Consider the following 19,217-nt stretch of genomic DNA (forward strand, 5'->3'; position numbering starts at 1 on the left):
ACAGGGAGAGATCTATGGCACCACTGCCCCCCAAATTTGATGTGACCCGCGACGAGATCGCTCGCGTGGTAGCCGCGTTTTACGAAATGGTGCGGCAGCATCCCGGCTTGGGGCCGGTCTTTGCTGCGCATATTGAAGATTGGCCCAAACATGAGGCCAAGATTGTGAATTTCTGGGCCAACGCAATCCTGTATGAGCGCTCCTATGACGGCAATCCGCTCAAGGTACACCGCGACGCAGGCAATGTGCGCCCCGGTATGTTTGATGCCTGGCTGGGTCTGTTTGATCTGACCCTGCGAACTGAGCTGCGCCCGGATCAGGCCGCCGCATGGTCCGCGCTGGCGCATCGCATCGGACGAAGCCTGCGCGCGGGTGTTGTGGAGCAGATGAAGGGGCCGGGTGGCGTGCCGATTCTAAGGTAACAATTGGTGCCGTGCTGCAAGCACGGTACGCGCCCGACCCTCCCCACGGGAGGGCGCTTTCAGCCCCCACCCAGGGTCAGGCGCCTCCCTCAGCGATTTTCATCCTCCGTTGAACAAACTGCCCACCCCATAGGCAATCGCCGCTGCCACACCGCCAATCGCAAGTGTCTCCAACCCAGAGCGCCACCACGGATCCAGCGACCACTTGGCTTTCATTGCTCCGATGCAAAAGAAGGTGGCGCAGGTCAGTACAGCTGACACCCGAAACGCCTCGGGCACACCAAACAAAAACGGTAAAAGCGGGATCAGCCCCGCAATCAGGAATGCCAGAAAGGTTGCAATGGCTGCCCGATGCGGGTGCGGATCAACACCCGCCAGCCCGTATTCGCCCTCCAGCATCAACTGAACCGCCGCCTCTTCATTGACGACAATGGCATCTGTCGCTGCTTCCAGCACCTCGCCGTCTAACCCCTTAAGCCGCAAAATCTCGCGGATTTCTCGTCGCTCGCCTTGGGGATGCTCTGACAAATGCTGCTTCTCAACAGCCCGCAACCGTTTGGCATCATCCAGCTCCGCTTTGGTGCCTAAGAAGTTCCCGGCAGCCATGGAGAACCCATCAGCCAAAACGTTGGCTATCCCCAGCGCCACAATCACAAACGGCGACAACCCTGCCCCGGCTACACCCGCCACAATCGCAAAGGTCGTCACCGATCCGTCAATGCCGCCATAAACGACGTCGCGCAAAAGCCCCCGCCCCGGCGGGTTTGCGATCCGATCTTCGATCTCTTTCTGGCTATGCCCATGGGACTGGCTCATATGGCAAGCTTATCAGGCACGCGTGCCTCTGTATTTGCGCCCAATCAACTGGCCGCCGGTTTACGCCTCGCTTTCACTCTTTGAAAACAGCCCGGTCAGCGCGCGTTTCACCAAGCCCGCCACCGAGGGCCGACGCCCCGTGCCAAACGGCAGTGGACGACAGACTTCCATGGCCGCAACCCCCACGCGCGCGGTCAATGCGCCATTGACCAGTCCCTCGCCAAAGCGACGGCTCAGCTTCGCCAAAGCCCCGCCACCCGCGATGGTCCCAATCAGGTCATCGCCCGCCGCCACAGCGCCAGTGGCCACCAAATGTGTCATCACCGCGCGAAACAGCCGCCAGCTGCCCAGCGTGCCTGAGCGCCCACCGTAAATCTCCGCAATCCGCCGGATCATGCGAATGTTGGATGTCAAAGCCGCAACCACATCCGCCAACGCCAATGGAACCAAGGCCGTAACAGCCGCCACTTGCCGCGCCGCCGACTCGACCTCACGCTGGGCTGCCTGATCCAGCGGTGTCATCAATTCACGCTCCGCCAAAACCATCAACGCATCCACATCCAGCACGTCAGTGCGCTGTTTGGCCAGGCTGTCCCGCCCCCAGGCGAGATCCTCGCGGCCCCGATAAAACCGCAACAGCTCGTCAACAATGTCCCGCGCCTGCCCCATCTCGTGGCTCTGCGCCGCCGTATCCGCGCGGGCTTTTAAGCCGTCCACGCGCTTTAGCCGCGCCAGACCAGCCAGCTCTTTCAGAATGATCAGCAGCGCCAGCAAAAGCGCCGCCCCGCCAATCGCGGTCACAGCCCAGCCGAGGTATTGATTGCGCGCCACCATGCCTGTGGCAAAATCCCAGGCCGCCATAGACACAGCGGCACTCAAAAACATCCCAACCAGCGCCCAGAACCACCGCGTCAACCGGCTTGGCTTACGCGCCGCCAACTGCGCCGCCACCTGCATCGCCTGCCCGCTTGGCGCTGGCGCATGCATCTCCGGCACCGGCGCAGCCTCCGCCACCTCCGGCGCCGCCTGATCCTCCAATTCAATCAAAACCGGTCCATTGGTCACAACATATCTCCAATCAAAAACTGCGCCGCGCGATCCATGCGGATATGGGGTGGCCCATCTCCGGGCCGCAACGTGTTGGCGGCGGGCGCAAATTTCATCACCTGATAATCCTGATCGAGCCAAGTATTGGCCCCAGCTTTGGCCGGGTTTAGCAAGGCACTGGCGTCTTGCGGCAGGGCACCGGGATAAAACGCCGCCTGCCGCCCGTCTTCCAACAAGCGCCCGCGCACACAGTCGAGTTTGCGCCCTTCATGTGTCACCGCTTCTTCCACTGTGGCCCGCAACGACGCCAAGGAAAGCGCCTCAGTGCTGGCACCGGCAAACTGCGCCCGATCCGCCGCCTCGCGGGTCAGCGCTTGCATGATGTTCGTGAGCTGAGGATGCTGACTGTGATGCAAATGATCCGCCTTGGTCGCCGCAAACAGGATCTTTTCCACCCGTTTGCCCATCAGCAACCGCTTCAGAAACGCATTCCGCCCGGGCCTAAACGCCGCCAGCGTATCCGCCAACCCGCTGCGCATGTCTTCCACCGCGCGTGGTCCTGCGTGGATCGCGCCCAAGACATCCACCAACACAACTTGCCGGTCGATGCGCGCAAAATGATCACGGAAAAACGGCTTTACGACCTGCGCCTTGTAAGCCTCAAACCGCTTCTCAAAGGTCCGCCACATAGACCGCCGCCCCGGCTTTCCCACCGCGGCCAAAGGCGCAAAAGTCAACACAGGCGAGCCTGCCAAATCCCCGGGCAACAAAAACCGCCCTGGTGTGCAATCCGAATACCCAGCCCCGCGCGCCGCGTGCAGATACTCGGTAAAAGCCGCCGCCAAGGCCTTTGCCTTAGGCTCATCCAAATCAGCGCCGCCATCCATAGCCGAAACAAGCCCGAGATACTCCGCCGCTTCTTCGCGCCCAGCAATGCGGTCCAAAACCTCCGCACTCCACTGCGTGAAACTTTTGTCCATCAAGCCAAGGTCCAGCAGCCACTCCCCAGGATAGTCGACAATATCCAGATGCACCGTGCGGGCGCCCTGAAAGCCGGACAACAGCCCACTGGGCCGCACCCGCATGGACACCCGCAACTCGCTGATCGCGCGCGTGCTCTCCGGCCAATGCGGCTCGCTGCCTGTCATCGCCGCCAGATGGGTCTCAAAATCAAATCGCGGCACAAGGTCATCCGGCTGCGGCTGCAAAAACGCCGCCTCGATGCGGCCTTCAGCATTGGCCACCAGCTGCGGCATCCGCCCACGATCGAGCAAATTGGCCACCATGGAGGTGATAAACACCGTCTTGCCAGACCGTGCCAAGCCGGTGACGCCCAGCCGCACCACAGGCTCAAACACGCCTGTGACGCTGTCTGTGACCGCTTCGATTTGACGGGCGACCCCGTCCGCAAGTGTGGAAATGACCAAGCTTTTGGCCCCTTTGCCTGTTTCGCCCTCAACCTATGCGCGGCCCAGCGCCATTTCCAGTGGGCAGAAAGGCTTCAATTTCCCCGCCCGATGGGCTATCGCACGCCCCATGCCCAGATACGCCTTGCAAGTTGAATACCACGGAGCCCCTTTTGCCGGATGGCAAAGGCAGGCAGATCAGCCTTCTGTACAAGGCGCGATTGAGGCTGCCTTGGCCAAACTGGAGCCCCGCGAGCACACTATTGCTGCCGCAGGCCGCACCGACGCAGGCGTACATGGCTTGGCGCAAGTGGCGCATTGCGACATGGAAAAGGACTGGGATCCGTTTCGCCTCTCGGAAGCACTGAACTTTCAGCTCAAGCCCGCCCCCGTGGCGATCACCAACTGCGCCAAAGTGGCCGATGACTGGCACGCGCGGTTCTCCGCCACCGAGCGCCGCTACCTGTTCCGCATCCTGATGCGCCGTGCCCCGGCCACCCATCAGGCCGGATTGGTCTGGCAGGTCAAACATGATCTGGACCCGGAGGCCATGCAGGCCGGGGCGGATCGCCTGATTGGCAACCACGATTTTACGACTTTCCGCAGCTCAATCTGTCAGGCCGCCAGCCCGCAAAAAACCCTCGACGCGTTGCGCATCGAGCACATCGACACCATCGGCGGTCCGGAAATCCACTTCCACGTCCGCGCCCGCTCGTTCCTGCACAATCAGGTGCGCAGCTTTGTCGGCACTTTGGAACGGGTTGGCGCCGGTGCCTGGACGCCAGACGACGTCACCGCCGCGCTGGAAGCCCGCGACCGCGCCGCTTGCGGCCCGGTCTGCCCACCACAGGGGCTATATCTGGCAGGCGTCACCTACCCCGACGCGCCGTTCTAAACGGTTGCCGGGCGGACCTCTCGTAGCCGGAGGCCCATCAAAAGTGCAACACCAAACACCACATCAATCCCGGCAAACATCAACAACAGCGGCTGTCCCGTCTGCACAAACGCCCCCAAAAGCGTTGCAGCCACCAACAGGCGCAACCCGCCTTCAAAAATACCAATTTCCCGCGACACATTGCGCCACCGCCACACCGTCCACCCGGTGCCAATCACCCCCAACAGCTGCACCATCATCAATTGGATCGGATCAAACACCGGCCAGACATCCCCGCCGAGCAGCGCATTGACCTGCCCCATGGTCGCCAAATGCTGCACATTCACAAACGGCAGCGCAAACGGCAACAGCGCCAGAATATCATAGCCGCATACGGCTTTTTGTAGGGTCACATATCGGCTTGGTGTCATGTCTCTTATTCCTGTCATTCGCCTGAAAAGGAGTCACCTTCCGGTGGCCGGCATCCGCAGGCTTCTGTATTGAACTCACACCTGCCACTAGCCCGCTACAACGCCCAAAAAAACGACACGCCTCCGACGTGTTGACCGTTATCCAACACCAAGAGCCAACCGTGTCCGAAAAAACGCCAGATCGCCGCATTGCCCGCACCCAGAACTCCTTATGGACCGCCCTTCAAAGCCTGCTGCAAAGCCACAGCTGGGACGACATCACCATCAAAATGATCTGCGCGCGCGGCGACGTGGCCCGTTCATCGTTTTACGCGCATTTTGACACCAAGCTCGATCTGCTCGACCTTGGTTTCTCCATGGTTCTGGCCGATCTGCTCCCGCTGGCGGAGGCCAACACCACCGCGTCCGGCACATTTGTCACCACAGATTGGATGGTGGACCACATCCTGGAAAACCCCGGCTTCTTCATGCGTGTGTCGCGCAGCCAGTCTGACGTGGTGCTGTTTTCTCGCTTCACCAAAGCCCTCGAAGACCTGCTGGCCCAAGAGCTAACCGCTATGGGCATTGCGGCACCGGCCACAACCGTGACCTTCTGCATCGGCGGCGCTTTTGCCCTAGTGCGCGATCACATCGAAACCCGCGCGCCCACACCGCCCGCCACCCTCAAAGCCCTTCTCGCCGCTCAAGTTCACAAGGCGTTGCTTTAATCCGCTTTCTCCTTCCTCAATATCTCGGGGGTGCGCTTGCAACCGCAAGCGTGGGGGCTGGCCCCCTCTTCCTTCCACTCCTTCCACCAATCAGCAAAACAAGGCCGACAACGGATCTGACCTAGGGGAAACTCTTGACCTTTTGGTGCAAATGACGCCTAGCTGCGCCCCAGCAGAACTTAGTGAGGCCCAGTATGTTTAAGCCTGCCATCACCGGCACCGGTGTTTTCACCCCCGAGCAAATCATCACCAACGACGAGCTTGTGGAAGCCTTCAACGCTTACGCCGACAAAGTGAATGCACAGAACGCAGACGCGATTGCCGCAGGCGACATGCAGCCCCTGCCTCATTCCTCCAGCGAGTTCATTTTTAAGGCCTCCGGCATCGAACAACGGCATGTTCTGGACAAGGACGGCGTGTTGAACCCCGACGTGATGCACCCGCTGCTGCGCCAACGCAGCGACGATGAGCCGGGCGTGATGACCGAAATGGCGCTGGATGCTTGCACCAAAGCTTTGGCGCAGGCAGGTGTGGACGGGTCAGAAATCGATCTGGTGATCTGTGCCGCTTCCAATATGGAACGCGCCTACCCAGCGGTGGCGATTGAAATTCAAAAAGAACTGGGCGCCGGTGGCTTTGCTTTTGACATGAACGTCGCTTGTTCCTCCGCCACCTTTGGCCTGCAAGCTGCGGCCGAAATGATCCGCTCTGGGTCTGTGCGCAAAGCGATTGTGGTGAACCCGGAAATTTGCTCCGGCCATTTGGAATGGCGCGACCGCGACTGCCACTTTATCTTTGGCGACGTCTGCACTGCCACGGTGATCGAACGCGACGAAGATGCCAAAGGCGCTTATTTCGAAGTCATCTCAACCCGCTGCGCCACGCAATTCTCCAACAATATACGCAACAACAACGGTTTCCTGCGCCGCTCCCGTCCGGACGGTGTCGAGGATCGTCGTGACATGCAGTTTATGCAAAACGGCCGCAAAGTGTTCAAAGAGGTGGTCCCGATGGTCTCCGCCCATATGCTGGCCCATATCGAAGCCGAGGGCGTGGCGCCAGACAACCTGCGCCGCCTCTGGCTGCATCAGGCCAACAAGTCGATGAATGACTTTATTGGCAAAAAGGTCTTGGGCCGCACGCCGGAAACTGACGAACAGCCCAACATCCTGCAAGACTATGCCAACACCTCCTCCGCGGGCTCGATCATCGCTTTCTCGAAATATTCGGATGACTTACAGCCCGGAGACCACGGCGTGATCTGCTCTTTTGGCGCCGGATACTCGGTGGGATCCGTGCTTGTGAAGCGTCATTAACATACCAACGATTCGCAAGTCTCGGTATACCACGGCATTCAGCCTGTTGTTTTTAACAGGGTAAATCGCAAAACCTATCATAATTGGCAGGTGTGGTAACAATGGTTGCTCAAATGTGAACAAGAGACAGTAAGACCAATTTGCGCTAGCATAGTTCTTGGAGGGAGCCGTTGTCTCGTCGTGATGCTTCCCCAGGCATTCTGAGACAATGGGTTCGTGAGGTGATTGTCTGCTGATCCCCTTCCACTCTGCGCTGTCCCGTGCGGAGGTTTATATGCACACCCGTGCACATTTTTTCCCTAAGGTCTTTTTATGACGCAAGGGTGGGCCAGGTCTCTGGGCCACCCTTTTTCGTAGCGGCGCTACTGATGCCGATACCGTGTCTTGGTGGTGGTGGGCACCCCCATCTCCACAAGAATACTGCCATCATCATCGCTCATCCGATGCAAAGGGTCTTCCACCAGTCCGGCACTCATCGCCAAGGCCGCCAAATCCGCCCGGTTGGACAGGCCGGTCTTGCTCAGAATGTTGTTCATGCGCTGGCGCACCGCAGACACCGACACCCCAAGGCGTTCGGCGATGACCTTGTCCTGCAACCCGGCGCCAATCATCTCAAGCAACTCGCGCTGCTTATCCGAAATCTTGTTCCGCTCGGTGAATTCTGCAGCGAAATGTGCCAGATAGGTCTGATGCCCCATCATCGCCACGGCCTGTAAAACCCAGCCATGTGTCTGGATGATGTGCTTCATCTCCCGTCGGCTATGGTCGCCGCAAAAAGTGATCAAGGCCGCCTGAGGGGGCGCATGAGAACGCAGCGGAATGGAAAACCCCGCTCTGATGCCGCGCCGGGCGGCTTCCTCCAGCACCTCATGCCGGGCCTCGGGCATGTGATGGTATTCATCCAGAAACTCAATGCCCACTGCGATCGGCGTCAGGTGATGCAACGCATGCATGCGGAAATAGCTCCACTTGGAGACTTCCGGATCCTTGTTAAACGCGTTGAGCCAAGTGCTGTCATACGACGTGCGAATGAACAGCGTCTTTTTCCAATCCTCAAAATTGCTGGCACTGATGAAGTCAATGTGGGGCAAATTCAACGTCCGCCCAACCTCAACAATCAATGCCCAGACCTCCGCCGAACTTTGCGTGGCTTCCAGATCCACCAGAAACCCTTGCAACAGATCCGGAATGTGGCGCTCCGCTTGTAGTAACGGACGACGCCCGGCGGGGTCTCGCATTGTTTAGACGGATTCCTCTTCTAGGTGCAGCTTCATGTCGACCAGCACCTGCTGCAACGCCACGGTCTCCCGCAGAAGCCGTTTGGCTTCGGTCATGGTGATAATCCCGTCCTCGATGGACTGGTTGTATTCCGCCATCAACATCGCAAACCGCTGACTGAGCGCGATCACGTCAGAGTTGACCCCGCCTTTGTCGTCGGAGTTGCGCCGACCCTGTTCATGGTTCAGCGAGTTGCCTTTCAACTCTGCCAATGCTGACGTGACATGCGGATATGACGCGGCCTCTTCCAACGCCGCCACAGCGTCAATTGGCATAAACCGATCCGCGTGCTCGTCGTGCGAAGAATAATACCGCCCCAACGTGGCTTTAGATTTCCCGGTCAACTCACAGGCGGCTTCGATTCCAACGTCTTTTACCAAAGCCTCGGAGTGTTTCTTTAGATAGCTGTGCACCACGCTCATGTGCTTTATTCCCAAACCGTACATTCAGTGACCTCCCCCCAAAAATGCGCGGTCTGACGCCCGAGGGGGAAAGCAGTCTTTCTTTTCCCATATATCGCTTAACCCGAATTTGGCATTTGAGAAAGACCGGATGCATTACATCCGACTGTGAGTGAATCGGGTACTTATCCGAACGTATTAGTTTCCGGCTGTTGAGCCGGACCCAGGAAAGCGGAGCGTGGTCTGTCACCCACACACCGTTGGCCCTTCGGCCACGCGACCCGGCCTCATCATCCCCATGGCTATGCCACGATGTGACGGGTCGCGTTTCACATTTAGGACGTGCGCAACGCGGCACCAATACGACGCTTCAAATTTTCCGCATCAATCCGCGCAACGTGTTCTTGATCCCCGCGCCCATTGCGGCCTATCACGCCGCTATGGCCAAGCTCTACTTCAACTACTCCACCATGAACGCCGGCAAATCCACCGTGCTTTTGCAGGCATCCCACAACTATCGCGAACGCGGCATGCAAACTTACCTGCTCACCGCACAGCTCGATCACCGCGCCGGAGAGGGCCGCATTGCCTCTCGCATCGGCATTTCCGACAAAGCAGATACCTTTGACAGAGTCACAGATCTGTTCGCGACCATTCAAACGCGCCTGAACGCAGGGCCGCTTGCCTGTATCTTTATCGACGAGGCACAGTTCCTCAGCGAAGATCAAGTCTGGCAACTGGCCCGTGCGGTGGATGACCTCAATGTGCCGGTGATGTGTTACGGGCTGCGCGTCGACTTCCAGGGCAAGCTGTTCCCTGGGTCTGCTGCGCTTCTGGCCCTGGCAGACGAAATGCGCGAAGTGCGCACCATTTGCCATTGCGGCAAAAAAGCCACCATGGTGGTGCGCCAGGATGAGCACGGCAATGTGCTCCACGACGGCGCGCAGGTGCAGATTGGCGGCAACGAAAGCTATGTCTCGCTCTGCCGTCGCCATTGGCGCAAAGCCATGGGCGACAGCGCCGAAGACTAAGGGCGTATGGGGGCGCTGCCCCCGTCCCGCCGGGACTCCCCCGGGATATTTCTGGCCAAATGAAGCGGGTTTAGACCAGATTGGGCGGGGTCTCACCTTGCTCATAGGCCAGGAGGTTGTCCACCGCCATCAAGCCCATATCTGTGCGCACTTCCAACGCAGCCGTGCCAAGATGGGGCAGCAACGTGGCGTTGTCGAGCTTGCGCAGGGCATCTGGCACCCGGGGCTCAAATTCGTACACATCCAACCCGGCGCCGCCAATTTCATTGTTTTGCAACGCTGCGATGAGGGCACTTTCCTTGACCACTTCTCCGCGCGAAATATTGATGAAATGGGCGTGACTCTGCATCGCGCCAAACACGTTGGCATCAAACAAATGTTGGGTCTCCGCACCACCCGGCACCGCCGCAACCAGCACATCCACCTGCGCCGCCAGCGCCGCCAATTCCTCGATCCGGTCCGCCGCGAATGGCAGCTCCTTTTCCGAGCGGTTCCAATATTTTACGGCCATGCCAAAACCATAGTGGCACCGTTGCGCAATGGCCTGACCAATGCGGCCCATGCCGGCGATGCCAACGGTCTTGCCGCTGACATGCATGCCCAACATCTGCGTCGGGTGCCAGCCTTTCCACTGCCCGCTGCGCACCAGGCGCTCGCCTTCGCCAGCCCGCCGTGCGCTCATCAGGATCAAGGTCATTGCCACATCCGCCGTGGCCTCGGTCACAGCCCCCGGCGTGTTGCTCACCAGCACATTGGCCTTGGCGGCGGCCTCCACATCAATGTGATTGTAGCCCACCCCAAAGTTGGCCAGCAGTTTACAGCGCGGTGCCGACACATCGGCAAACACCTGGGCATCAAACGCATCGCCCAGGGAGGGCAGCACCATATCAAAGTTGCGCAGCGCATCGCGCAGCTCATCACTTTGCATCGGCATGTTGTTAAGCCGCACCGTGGTCTGAAACGATGCACGGGCTTTCTCCAAAACCGCATCTGGCAACGGCCGCGTGATCAAAAGGCTTTTCAATGTAGACGTCCTCCATTCGGGACCGACCCATCCGGGCCTATCAATGTAATCTCGCCGGTCTCATCCGGCAGCCCAAGCACCAGCACCTCGGACATGAATTTTCCGATTTGACGGGGCGGGAAATTCACCACCGCCAGCACCTGTTTGCCCACCAAACTGGCGGGGTCGTAATTGGCGGTGATCTGCGCGGAGGTCTTACGCGTGCCTATGTCCTCGCCAAAATCCACCCAAAGCTTGATCGCAGGCTTGCGGGCTTCCGGATAAGGTTCCGCCTGCACAACCGTCCCGACACGCACATCAACCTTCAGAAAGTCGTCAAAATCAATCGTGTCAGTCATTGCCCAGCTCCCGGCTGCGCTCTGCGGCTGCCCCCACGGTTTTTATCATCAACGGCGGCAGGCCATCAGAGGTGTCCATCAACACCTCAAGCCCGGCCTCTGTGGTCCCGTTTGGGCTGGTCACATTCACCCGAAGTTGCTCTGGCGTTTCCTCGGACGTCTCTGCCAGAACCCCTGCCCCCGCCACGGTGGCTTTGGCCAAGGCCATCGACAACTCCGGTGACAGGCCCTGTGCCTTTCCAGCCGCCGCCATGCATTCAATCATATGGAAAACATAGGCCGGCCCGGAGCCACTCAGCCCAGTGACCGCATCCATCTGCCCTTCATGTTCCAAACGCACCACTTGTCCCACCGCTTTCAACAAGCTTTCAGCGGCATCCAATCCGGCCTGACCGGCAGGTCCGTTGCCGACTATTGCGGTGATGCCTTTGCCCACCGCCGCAGGCGTGTTGGGCATGGCGCGCACAATTGGTGTCTGCGCGCCCAGCATGTCTTCATAGGTGGCAATTGAAACGCCTGCCGCAACCGAGACAAACAAGGTTTCCCCATTGCCCATGGCCGCCAGAACCGGCAACGCCTCCGCCATCATCTGAGGTTTCACGGCAATCAGCACCACCGCTGGGGCCGTTGGCAGGTCGGCGTTCACATGCACGCCGCTGCCTTGCACCCAGTCGCTGGGAAACGGGTCTTGCACCCACACGCTGCTGGCAGGCAATCCATCCGCCAACCAGCCTTGCAGCATGGCGGACCCCATCTTGCCGCAACCCAACAGCACCAGGCCACGTTTGGCCACATCTTTGACGGTCATGTTTGCCCCCTCTCATCCATATGGGGGCAAGTGTTACGCCCGCCCGTAAGCCTCTGCAATGGCAACTTGCATCGCATCTTTCACACTTCGTTCACCCCAAACCACAAGCTGAAACGCCGGGTAAAACCGCTCGGAATTTTGAATGGCCTCCCGGATCAATGTGTCGATCTGATCCGGACTGGCAACCTGCCCACCAGTCAGCACCAAACCGTAGCGATAGATCATCAGCTTCTGTTTGTCCCAATAGGTAAACGCCCCCGCCCAGCACTCATCGTTGACCGCATTCAGGGTCTCATACAGCGCGGGCAGACGCTCTTTCGGGGGCTCTGCCTCGTGAGAGCACACAAGCTTCAAGGTCTCATCATACGCCGACCAGGCCAAAGTGATGGAGTAGGTTTTCCACTGACCTTCCACTTCCATGGCAATCTGATCGTCCGCAATACGTTCAAAGGTCCAATCCCGCACGCCCGCAATATGCTCAACAATGTCGATTGGATGCAGGTCTTCCTCAAGAAACTGCTCGGATAATGCCATGGCGCCACCTCATTTGTTATCGCGTTTAGGGAGTGGCAGCTCTCTAACGCTTGGTGTCTGCTCTAAGACCTGTGGATAACTCCACGTTCATTACAACATATGGTGGTGGGCAAGGAGTCGCCTGTAAAGCAAAATATCTGTGGATAACGCAATAAGTTGTGGATTAAACTATGTTAACCACAAGTCTTCGTCCTTTGGTCGCAGGCCCAAGGAGAGACTTGCCCTCCCCAGCCCCAATCCTATGATTTTGCCATGACCAGTGTTTTTCCTTTCGCCCAGGTTGATGTGTTTTCCGAGCAGCCCAGTTTTGGCAATCCGCTTGCTGTGGTGGCCGATGCCGAGCGGCTCAATCAAACGCAGATGGCCCAATTTGCCCAATGGACCAATCTCAGCGAGACCTGCTTTCTGCTGCACCCAACAGACGAGGCCGCTGATTACCGCGTGCGGATTTTCACCCCGCTGCAAGAGCTGCCTTTTGCGGGCCATCCAACATTGGGCGCCTGTCACGTTTGGCTGGCGCAAGGTGGCCAGCCACAAGGCGCGGACGTGGTGCAACAATGCGGCGCGGGTCTGATCCACATCCGCCGCGACAAGGACCGCCTGTTTTTCTGTGCCCCGCCTTTGCGGCGCAGCGGCCCGCTTGAAAACGCCCTTCAAACGCGTGTGGCCACAGCGTTGAACGTCCCCCTGGCTCAGGTGGAAGCCGCCGCATGGGTCGACAATGGCCCCGGTTGGGCCGCGCTGTTGCTCAAGGACCGTCAGGCCCTCCTGCAAGCCAAACCTGACTATGCCGCGCTCAAAGGCATGCGCATTGGCTTGGTGGCACCCGTGAACGAAGCAGGCCACGGGTTTGATTTCGAGGTCCGGGCCTTCTCGGCCGGCGGCTTTGAAGATCCTGTCACAGGCAGCCTCAATGCTGGCATCGCCCAATGGCTGCTGGCAGACGGCATTGCCAAAGGCGATTACATCGCTGCTCAAGGCACATTTTTAGGGCGCAAAGGCCGCGTGCATGTTGTACAAGATGGTGACAAAATTTGGGTAGGCGGCACCGTGCAAGATGGCATCACCGGAACCCTAAAACTCTGAACCCCAAGACAACAAAAAAGGCCAACCCCAGGGTCAGCCTTTTTCACATCATCCTGTCAGCGTGCCTTAGCCCGCTTTGCCTTCCAACGCTTCAATCCGCGCCTTCAGAGCTTCGTTTTCCTCGCGGGCCTTCTGCGCCATGCCCCGCACCGCATCAAACTCTTCGCGGGTGACAAAATCCCGATCCGCCAGCCAACGGTCCATCAACGACTTCATCGCGTTGTCGGCCTCATCCTTGGCGCCCTGAGCCACACCCATGGCGTTGGTCATCAACTGAGACATGTCGTCCATGAATTTGTTCCGGGTTTGCATCGCTCTCTCCGCTTTATGATCCTGACTGCCTATATGGGCACCATCTTGCTCAGACACAAGGTTGACTTTGTCGCAAGGGAAAGGCCACTTGTGGCGAAACCCACGCGGCCAGACAGCGACGGAGCAGTCCCATTCAGTTCCCCAATATCTCCCCTGAAATCTTCTCCATCTCTCTGTTTGGCATGGAATTTGCCCTGCGCTGGTACGCACTGGCCTATATCGTTGGCATCCTGATCGGCTGGCGCATTGTGGTGGCCACCGTGAACCGCCCCACGCTCTGGCCCAACGACACCGCCCCCATCACCGCGCGCCAGATCGAAGACCTGCTCACCTGGGTTATTCTTGGCGTGATCGCCGGAGGCCGCTTGGGCTACGTGCTGTTTTACAAACCGGCCTTCTACCTCGCCAATCCCGGTGACATCATCCGCATCTGGGACGGCGGCATGTCATTCCACGGCGGCATGTTGGGCGTCATCGTGGCAGGCTGGCTCTATTGCCAGAAACATGACCTGATCAAACTACAGGTTGGCGACGCCATGGCGCTTGGCGTGCCAATCGGCCTGTTCCTGGGCCGCATCGCCAATTTTATCAACGCCGAGCTTTGGGGCCGCCCCACCGACCTGCCATGGGGCGTGATCTTCCCCGGCCACGCCGCGCAAGACTGCGGCCAGCTCGCTGCCCTCTGCGCCCGTCACCCCTCCCAGCTTTATGAAGCCCTGATGGAAGGTCTGATCCTCGGCGTGGTCATGCTCTACCTCGCCTACCGTCGCGGCGCATTGAAATCCCCGGGCACCATCACCGGCACCTTCTTTGTGGGTTACGGCCTCGCCCGTTTCATCGTCGAGTTCTTCCGCCAGCCAGACGCGCAGTTCATCTCTGACGGCAACCCACTGGGCCTCGCGCTACAATTTGGCGGCTACGGCTTCACCATGGGTCAACTGCTGTCCCTGCCGATGATCGCCCTTGGCGCCTACCTGATCCTGCGCGACAAACGCCACCCATGAGTGATCTGACCCAACATTTGCTGGCCCGCATTGAAGCCCACGGCCCCATGACCGTGGCCGACTTCATGGGCGAAGCGCTGCTGCATCCCACGCTGGGTTACTACACCACTCGCGATCCCTTTGGCACAGACGGCGACTTCACCACCGCCCCAGAGATCAGCCAGATGTTTGGCGAACTCGTCGGCCTCGCATTGGCACAAAGCTGGCTCGACCAAGGTGCCCCCGCCCCCTTCACGCTGGCTGAACTTGGCCCCGGTCGCGGCACGCTCATGGCCGATATCCTGCGCGCTACCCGCGCCGTGCCCGGCTTCCACGCCGCCGCGCAACTCCACCTTGTAGAAGCCTCCCCGACCCTGCGCGCCATACAGCACAAGACCATCAACGCCAAAATCACCCATCACGACACCGTCGACACGCTGCCTGAACAGCCACTGTTTCTGGTCGCAAACGAATTTTTTGACGCGCTGCCCATCCGCCAGTTCCAACGCGGCCCCACCGGCTGGCATGAACGCCTAATCGCCATGCGTGACGGTGCGCTGACCTTTGCTTTCGGCCCGGAACTACCGCAGCCGCAGCTCGAACACCGCCTCGCGGACACCTCACAGGACATGATTGTCGAAACCTGCGCACCCGCGTTTTCCGTGGCTTCCGAGATTGGCACCCGCATCCACGACTCTGGTGGCGCGGCGCTCCTGATCGACTACGGCGACTGGCGGTCACGGGGCGACACCCTGCAAGCGCTCAAAGACCACGAATACGCCAACCCGCTCGCCACTCCCGGCGAGGCGGACATCACCGCCCATGTTGATTTTGAGGCCCTCGCCCAAGCCGCCCCCTGCGCCCACAGCAAACTGACCCCGCAAGGCGTCTTTCTGGAGCAACTCGGCATCACACCCCGCGCCCAAGCCTTGGCCTCCCGCCTGACTGGTGACGCCCTGCAGTCGCACATCGCAGCCCATCGCCGCTTGACGCACCCCGAGGAAATGGGAAACCTGTTCAAAGTGCTCGCGCTCTATCCGGAAAACGGCACCCCTCCACCAGGATGCACCTTATGACGCTTGAGATTCTGACCTCGGACTTGCTTGCCCCCGTGCGCCACGGGTTCTTCACCCGTCGCGGCGGTGCCTCTTCCGGCGTGTTTGCCGGGTTGAACTGCGGCATTGGTAGCTCCGATCAGTCCGAGATTGTCACCATCAACCGCCAACGTGTCGCCAGCGCAATGGATGTAGAGCTGTCCCACCTCGCCTCCGTGCACCAAGTGCACTCCGCTGACGTGGCCACGATTTCTGCCCCGATCGAAGGCGAACGCCCGCGTGCCGACGCGATTGTCACCGCCACACCGGGCCTTGCCCTGTCGATTCTCACCGCTGATTGCCAACCGGTGCTGTTTTCCGACCCAAACGCCGGTGTGATTGGCGCTGCCCACGCGGGATGGCGCGGCGCCTTGGATGGCGTGCTTGACGCAACATTGGACGCCATGGAAGCCCTCGGTGCCTCCCGCGCCAACACCCACGCTGTCATCGGCCCCTGCATCAGCCAAGAGGCCTACGAAGTTGGCCCGGAATTCCTCGATGCCTTCCTCCGCGAAGACGCCAGCAACAGCCGATTCTTCACAGATGGCGAAGGCGATCGCAAAATCTTCGACTTACCCGCCTACGGCCTGCATCGTTTACACGCCGCAAACATTGGCAAAGCCGAATGGACGCGCCATTGCACCTATTCTGACCCGGACAGATTCTACTCTTACCGGCGCACAACCCACGCCAAAGAGGCCGACTACGGCCGCCTGATCGCCTCTATCTGTCTGTAAACAAAGGCTTTCTGCCAATACCGCAGATTTGTCTCTCTATTTTCCTCAAATCTGACCAATCCTGCCGCATCTCTGCCCCATTTCGACACGAGACTGATCTCAAGTTGGAAACAATGGTCCACAAGAGACCAAGACATGCCAAGGAGAGCAGACATGAAAACCCAGAGCCGCTTCGTTAAATCCGTAGTTGCAGCATCCCAAAAAGACGCGCCACAAATGCCATGGGCTCGCGGCGCACGCCGCGCCGCTTTCATCGCCAAGCGCAAAGGTGTGACGCTGAAACAGGCGGCCTGATCGCCCAAGAGCACCCGCCTTACCTCGTATTTTCGCAAAGCATCTTGCAATTTGGCAGGGTGCTTTTGCGTTTTTGCCGCCGCCCACATGTGCAATTTTCAAGCACCAGGTCGCGCGAGCACCTCCAAGCACCCACATTTTCGCAACCCCAACCCGCCGCATTGCTTAAATCCTTGAACCGTCTATAACGCGAGCCAAATTCTCATCTCAGAGGCGCACATGACGGACACACCTCAAGTTGGAATCATTATGGGCAGCCAGTCTGACTGGCCCACGATGAAAGAAGCAGCCACCATTCTGGAAGAGCTGGGCATTTCTTACGAAAAGAAAATTGTCTCCGCCCACCGCACCCCGGATCGTCTCTGGTCTTACGGCAAGGAAGCCGCCGGTCGTGGCCTTCAGGTGATCATTGCTGGCGCCGGTGGCGCTGCGCACCTGCCCGGCATGATGGCCTCCAAAACCCGCGTACCAGTTGTGGGTGTGCCGGTTCAAACCCGCGCCCTCTCTGGTGTCGACAGCCTTTATTCCATTGTGCAGATGCCCAAGGGCTTCCCGGTTGCCACCATGGCCATCGGCGCCGCCGGTGCCGCCAATGCAGGCCTCATGGCCGCCGGTATCCTGGCCCTACAGGACGCCGATCTGGCAGAGCGTCTGGACGCCTGGCGCGACGCCCTCTCCGCCTCCATCCCGGATGAACCCCAAGATGACTGAAACGCTTAAACTCGGCGCCACCATTGGCATTCTTGGCGGTGGCCAACTTGGCCGCATGTTGTCCGTCGCAGCCTCCCGTCTGGGCTACAAAACCCACATCTTTGAGCCCGGCGCCAACCCGCCCGCAGGCGAGGTGGCCAATGCCGTCACCACCGCGTCTTATGAAGACGCTGACGCCCTGCGCGCCTTTGCGGCTTCTGTGGATGTCATCACCTATGAGTTTGAGAACATCCCCACGGCGGCACTGGACATTCTGGAAAGCCAAAAGCCCATTCGCCCCAACCGCGAAGCACTGCGGGTCTCCCAAGACCGCCTGACGGAAAAGACTTTCCTACAAGAGCTCGGCCTGAAAACCGCACCATTTGCGGATGTCACCGACGCTGCGAGCATGGCCAAAGCCGTTGCCGAAATAGGCGCGCCGTCGATTTTAAAAACCCGCCGCTTTGGTTATGACGGAAAAGGTCAGGCCCGCCTAAAAACCGCCGACGATGCTGACGTGGCTCTGGCCGACATGGCAGGCGCTCCAGCGCTGCTCGAAGGTTTTGTCGACTTCTCCCACGAGGTCTCGGTGATCGCCGCCCGTGGTATCGACGGTCAGGTCGCCTGCTTTGACCCCGGCGAAAACGTACACAAAGACGGCATTCTCGCCACCACCACCGTGCCTGCGCGCTTGTCTGCGGGGCAACGTATGGACGCGGTGCTGCTCGCCGCCAACATCCTGAACAAACTGGATTATGTCGGCGTCATGGGCGTGGAGCTGTTTGTCACCAAAGACGGCCTCATCGTGAACGAAGTGGCCCCTCGGGTGCACAACTCCGGCCACTGGACCCAAAATGGATGCGCTGTGGATCAGTTTGAACAACACATCCGCGCCGTCACCGGCCTGCCTCTGGGCGACGGTCAACGGCACAGTGATGTGGTTATGGAAAACCTGATTGGTGACGACATGGACCAACTGCCCGAGCTGCTCACCGAGCGTGACACGGCCGTGCATCTCTATGGCAAAGCGGAAACCAAAGCGGGCCGCAAAATGGGCCACGTCAACCGCATCAAACGCGATTAATCCCGCATATCCAGCAAAAACCGGCGGAAGGTCTGCCCGCCATAGCGGACCTCCCCCACCTCTTCGGCTCCCATCCGCGCCAAGGCCTTCACCGAGCGCCGCGTGGGCGCCAGCAGGAACTGCACCATCTCAACCCGCGCATCCCCCCGCGCAAAATCAAGTGCCTGCCGCGTGATCGCCAAACCTTGTCCAAAGGCCTGCGGCGTCAGCACCAGCCCAAAGTCCCAGACGTCCTCTTCTTTCTCAAAGCCGCCCCAGCCGAGAAAGACATCGCCCTGCCAGATCGCCCAATGGCCCAGCCCATCCTCTTCCCAACGCTGCGCCTTGGCCTGCAAAAAACCGTCCACATCAAACGCGCCATCGAGCAACGGCAAATGTTCCGCCACCCGCGCATCCGCCATCTGCGCCGCCAAAACCTCCCGCGGCACCGCTTGCAAATCTCCAAACTCAAAATCACGCACGGGTCCGCCCTTCAAAGTCATCAAATATCCTGGGGAGTCACTG

At 59.5% G+C, this 19,217-nt stretch carries 24 protein-coding genes; 12 read left to right on the plus strand and 12 right to left on the minus strand.

Annotated features, from left to right (window positions below):
• Positions 1-14 precede the first annotated feature (14 nt).
• Positions 15-422: a group III truncated hemoglobin gene (locus Q0955_RS14290; protein ID WP_299425224.1), complete on the plus strand. Its 408-nt coding sequence runs from the start codon at positions 15-17 to the stop codon at positions 420-422.
• A gap of 99 nt (positions 423-521) precedes the next feature.
• On the opposite strand, the gene Q0955_RS14295 is transcribed toward Q0955_RS14290, so the two are convergent.
• The 3 genes from Q0955_RS14295 to Q0955_RS14305 are packed head-to-tail and all read right to left on the minus strand — an operon-like array spanning position 522 to position 3,712.
• On the minus strand, positions 522-1,238 hold the full coding sequence (locus Q0955_RS14295; RefSeq protein WP_299425225.1) for a VIT1/CCC1 transporter family protein: 717 nt from the start codon (positions 1,236-1,238) through the stop codon (positions 522-524).
• A 60-nt stretch (positions 1,239-1,298) separates the two neighbouring features.
• The gene (locus Q0955_RS14300) at positions 1,299-2,303 is read right to left on the minus strand and encodes a TIGR01620 family protein (RefSeq protein ID WP_299425227.1); all 1,005 of its coding nucleotides are present in this window, start codon (positions 2,301-2,303) and stop codon (positions 1,299-1,301) included.
• Positions 2,300-3,712, minus strand: a complete 1,413-nt coding sequence (locus Q0955_RS14305) for a YcjX family protein (protein ID WP_299425228.1) — start codon at positions 3,710-3,712, stop codon at positions 2,300-2,302. Before Q0955_RS14305 ends, Q0955_RS14300 begins: the two co-directional genes overlap by 4 nt.
• Before the next feature lie 109 nt (positions 3,713-3,821).
• On the opposite strand from Q0955_RS14305, the gene truA reads away from it, so the two are divergent.
• Positions 3,822-4,586 (plus strand): tRNA pseudouridine(38-40) synthase TruA, encoded by a 765-nt coding sequence (truA, locus tag Q0955_RS14310; RefSeq protein WP_299425230.1) that lies wholly within the window; start codon positions 3,822-3,824, stop codon positions 4,584-4,586.
• Here the strand turns inward: truA and Q0955_RS14315 are convergent.
• Complete coding sequence (locus Q0955_RS14315) at positions 4,583-4,996, minus strand: hypothetical protein (RefSeq protein ID WP_299425231.1); 414 nt, start codon at positions 4,994-4,996, stop codon at positions 4,583-4,585. The genes truA and Q0955_RS14315 overlap by 4 nt on opposite strands.
• Positions 4,997-5,157: 161 nt before the next feature.
• Between Q0955_RS14315 and Q0955_RS14320 the strand changes: the two genes are divergently transcribed.
• Both Q0955_RS14320 and Q0955_RS14325 read left to right on the plus strand, forming a co-directional pair.
• Positions 5,158-5,703 carry a TetR/AcrR family transcriptional regulator gene (locus tag Q0955_RS14320; protein WP_299425233.1) on the plus strand — a complete coding sequence of 182 codons (546 nt, stop codon included), beginning with the start codon at positions 5,158-5,160 and terminating at the stop codon, positions 5,701-5,703.
• 194 nt (positions 5,704-5,897) lie between these two features.
• Positions 5,898-7,019 carry a beta-ketoacyl-ACP synthase III gene (locus tag Q0955_RS14325; protein ID WP_299425235.1) on the plus strand — a complete coding sequence of 374 codons (1,122 nt, stop codon included), beginning with the start codon at positions 5,898-5,900 and terminating at the stop codon, positions 7,017-7,019.
• A 362-nt stretch (positions 7,020-7,381) separates the two neighbouring features.
• Here the strand turns inward: Q0955_RS14325 and Q0955_RS14330 are convergent, their stop codons facing one another.
• Together Q0955_RS14330 and Q0955_RS14335 are read right to left on the minus strand one after the other, a co-directional pair.
• On the minus strand, positions 7,382-8,257 hold the full coding sequence (locus Q0955_RS14330) for a LuxR C-terminal-related transcriptional regulator (protein ID WP_299425236.1): 876 nt from the start codon (positions 8,255-8,257) through the stop codon (positions 7,382-7,384).
• Between the two features lie 3 nt (positions 8,258-8,260).
• Positions 8,261-8,719, minus strand: a complete 459-nt coding sequence (locus Q0955_RS14335) for a hypothetical protein (RefSeq protein WP_299425238.1) — start codon at positions 8,717-8,719, stop codon at positions 8,261-8,263.
• A 419-nt stretch (positions 8,720-9,138) separates the two neighbouring features.
• Between Q0955_RS14335 and Q0955_RS14340 the strand changes: the two genes are divergently transcribed.
• Positions 9,139-9,729, plus strand: a complete 591-nt coding sequence (locus Q0955_RS14340; protein WP_299425774.1) for a thymidine kinase — start codon at positions 9,139-9,141, stop codon at positions 9,727-9,729.
• A 70-nt stretch (positions 9,730-9,799) separates the two neighbouring features.
• Here Q0955_RS14340 and Q0955_RS14345 read toward each other — a convergent pair whose 3' ends face one another.
• The 4 genes from Q0955_RS14345 to Q0955_RS14360 are packed head-to-tail and all read right to left on the minus strand — an operon-like array spanning position 9,800 to position 12,433.
• Entirely contained in the window at positions 9,800-10,753 is a 954-nt protein-coding gene (locus Q0955_RS14345) for a D-glycerate dehydrogenase (protein WP_299425239.1), read from the minus strand.
• The gene (locus tag Q0955_RS14350; RefSeq protein WP_299425241.1) at positions 10,750-11,091 is read right to left on the minus strand and encodes a tRNA-binding protein; all 342 of its coding nucleotides are present in this window, start codon (positions 11,089-11,091) and stop codon (positions 10,750-10,752) included. Before Q0955_RS14350 ends, Q0955_RS14345 begins: the two co-directional genes overlap by 4 nt.
• Entirely contained in the window at positions 11,084-11,899 is an 816-nt protein-coding gene (gene proC, locus Q0955_RS14355) for a pyrroline-5-carboxylate reductase (protein ID WP_299425242.1), read from the minus strand. The genes Q0955_RS14350 and proC overlap by 8 nt, the downstream gene beginning before the upstream one ends.
• Positions 11,900-11,932: 33 nt before the next feature.
• Positions 11,933-12,433, minus strand: a complete 501-nt coding sequence (locus Q0955_RS14360; RefSeq protein ID WP_299425244.1) for a YbjN domain-containing protein — start codon at positions 12,431-12,433, stop codon at positions 11,933-11,935.
• Positions 12,434-12,685: 252 nt separating this feature from the next.
• On the opposite strand from Q0955_RS14360, the gene Q0955_RS14365 reads away from it, so the two are divergent.
• Complete coding sequence (locus tag Q0955_RS14365; RefSeq protein ID WP_299425246.1) at positions 12,686-13,519, plus strand: PhzF family phenazine biosynthesis protein; 834 nt, start codon at positions 12,686-12,688, stop codon at positions 13,517-13,519.
• A 66-nt stretch (positions 13,520-13,585) separates the two neighbouring features.
• Here Q0955_RS14365 and Q0955_RS14370 read toward each other — a convergent pair whose 3' ends face one another.
• Positions 13,586-13,831: an accessory factor UbiK family protein gene (locus Q0955_RS14370; protein WP_299425247.1), complete on the minus strand. Its 246-nt coding sequence runs from the start codon at positions 13,829-13,831 to the stop codon at positions 13,586-13,588.
• 131 nt (positions 13,832-13,962) lie between these two features.
• Between Q0955_RS14370 and lgt the strand changes: the two genes are divergently transcribed.
• The 6 genes from lgt (at position 13,963) to Q0955_RS14400 (ending at position 18,713) form a co-directional block, all read left to right on the plus strand.
• Complete coding sequence (lgt, locus tag Q0955_RS14375; protein WP_299425777.1) at positions 13,963-14,835, plus strand: prolipoprotein diacylglyceryl transferase; 873 nt, start codon at positions 13,963-13,965, stop codon at positions 14,833-14,835.
• Complete coding sequence (locus tag Q0955_RS14380) at positions 14,832-15,890, plus strand: SAM-dependent methyltransferase (protein WP_299425249.1); 1,059 nt, start codon at positions 14,832-14,834, stop codon at positions 15,888-15,890. The genes lgt and Q0955_RS14380 overlap by 4 nt, the downstream gene beginning before the upstream one ends.
• Positions 15,887-16,645 carry a peptidoglycan editing factor PgeF gene (gene pgeF, locus Q0955_RS14385; protein WP_299425251.1) on the plus strand — a complete coding sequence of 253 codons (759 nt, stop codon included), beginning with the start codon at positions 15,887-15,889 and terminating at the stop codon, positions 16,643-16,645. Before Q0955_RS14380 ends, pgeF begins: the two co-directional genes overlap by 4 nt.
• Positions 16,646-16,798: 153 nt before the next feature.
• Positions 16,799-16,939, plus strand: a complete 141-nt coding sequence (locus tag Q0955_RS14390) for a hypothetical protein (protein ID WP_299425252.1) — start codon at positions 16,799-16,801, stop codon at positions 16,937-16,939.
• 219 nt (positions 16,940-17,158) lie between these two features.
• Positions 17,159-17,650, plus strand: coding sequence for a 5-(carboxyamino)imidazole ribonucleotide mutase (gene purE, locus Q0955_RS14395; RefSeq protein ID WP_294113046.1), 492 nt, complete (start codon positions 17,159-17,161; stop codon positions 17,648-17,650).
• On the plus strand, positions 17,643-18,713 hold the full coding sequence (locus tag Q0955_RS14400; protein WP_299425254.1) for a 5-(carboxyamino)imidazole ribonucleotide synthase: 1,071 nt from the start codon (positions 17,643-17,645) through the stop codon (positions 18,711-18,713). Before purE ends, Q0955_RS14400 begins: the two co-directional genes overlap by 8 nt.
• Here the strand turns inward: Q0955_RS14400 and Q0955_RS14405 are convergent.
• Entirely contained in the window at positions 18,710-19,195 is a 486-nt protein-coding gene (locus tag Q0955_RS14405; RefSeq protein WP_299425256.1) for a GNAT family N-acetyltransferase, read from the minus strand. The genes Q0955_RS14400 and Q0955_RS14405 overlap by 4 nt on opposite strands.
• Positions 19,196-19,217: the final 22 nt, after the last annotated feature.

This window comes from uncultured Shimia sp. (assembly GCF_947493595.1).
Lineage (GTDB): Bacteria > Pseudomonadota > Alphaproteobacteria > Rhodobacterales > Rhodobacteraceae > Shimia.

Coding starts and splice junctions, on each gene's coding strand:
- Q0955_RS14330 (WP_299425236.1), bottom strand. CDS start 8,257: ATGCGAGACCCCGCCGGGCGTCGTCCGTTACTACAAGCGGAGCGCCAC.
- purE (WP_294113046.1), top strand. CDS start 17,159: ATGACGGACACACCTCAAGTTGGAATCATTATGGGCAGCCAGTCTGAC.
- Q0955_RS14405 (WP_299425256.1), bottom strand. CDS start 19,195: ATGACTTTGAAGGGCGGACCCGTGCGTGATTTTGAGTTTGGAGATTTG.
- Q0955_RS14365 (WP_299425246.1), top strand. CDS start 12,686: ATGACCAGTGTTTTTCCTTTCGCCCAGGTTGATGTGTTTTCCGAGCAG.
- Q0955_RS14335 (WP_299425238.1), bottom strand. CDS start 8,719: ATGAGCGTGGTGCACAGCTATCTAAAGAAACACTCCGAGGCTTTGGTA.
- Q0955_RS14325 (WP_299425235.1), top strand. CDS start 5,898: ATGTTTAAGCCTGCCATCACCGGCACCGGTGTTTTCACCCCCGAGCAA.
- proC (WP_299425242.1), bottom strand. CDS start 11,899: ATGACCGTCAAAGATGTGGCCAAACGTGGCCTGGTGCTGTTGGGTTGC.
- Q0955_RS14350 (WP_299425241.1), bottom strand. CDS start 11,091: ATGACTGACACGATTGATTTTGACGACTTTCTGAAGGTTGATGTGCGT.
- Q0955_RS14315 (WP_299425231.1), bottom strand. CDS start 4,996: ATGACACCAAGCCGATATGTGACCCTACAAAAAGCCGTATGCGGCTAT.
- truA (WP_299425230.1), top strand. CDS start 3,822: ATGCCCAGATACGCCTTGCAAGTTGAATACCACGGAGCCCCTTTTGCC.
- Q0955_RS14295 (WP_299425225.1), bottom strand. CDS start 1,238: ATGAGCCAGTCCCATGGGCATAGCCAGAAAGAGATCGAAGATCGGATC.
- Q0955_RS14380 (WP_299425249.1), top strand. CDS start 14,832: ATGAGTGATCTGACCCAACATTTGCTGGCCCGCATTGAAGCCCACGGC.
- pgeF (WP_299425251.1), top strand. CDS start 15,887: ATGACGCTTGAGATTCTGACCTCGGACTTGCTTGCCCCCGTGCGCCAC.
- Q0955_RS14400 (WP_299425254.1), top strand. CDS start 17,643: ATGACTGAAACGCTTAAACTCGGCGCCACCATTGGCATTCTTGGCGGT.
- Q0955_RS14290 (WP_299425224.1), top strand. CDS start 15: ATGGCACCACTGCCCCCCAAATTTGATGTGACCCGCGACGAGATCGCT.
- Q0955_RS14340 (WP_299425774.1), top strand. CDS start 9,139: ATGGCCAAGCTCTACTTCAACTACTCCACCATGAACGCCGGCAAATCC.
- Q0955_RS14390 (WP_299425252.1), top strand. CDS start 16,799: ATGAAAACCCAGAGCCGCTTCGTTAAATCCGTAGTTGCAGCATCCCAA.
- Q0955_RS14360 (WP_299425244.1), bottom strand. CDS start 12,433: ATGGCATTATCCGAGCAGTTTCTTGAGGAAGACCTGCATCCAATCGAC.
- Q0955_RS14370 (WP_299425247.1), bottom strand. CDS start 13,831: ATGCAAACCCGGAACAAATTCATGGACGACATGTCTCAGTTGATGACC.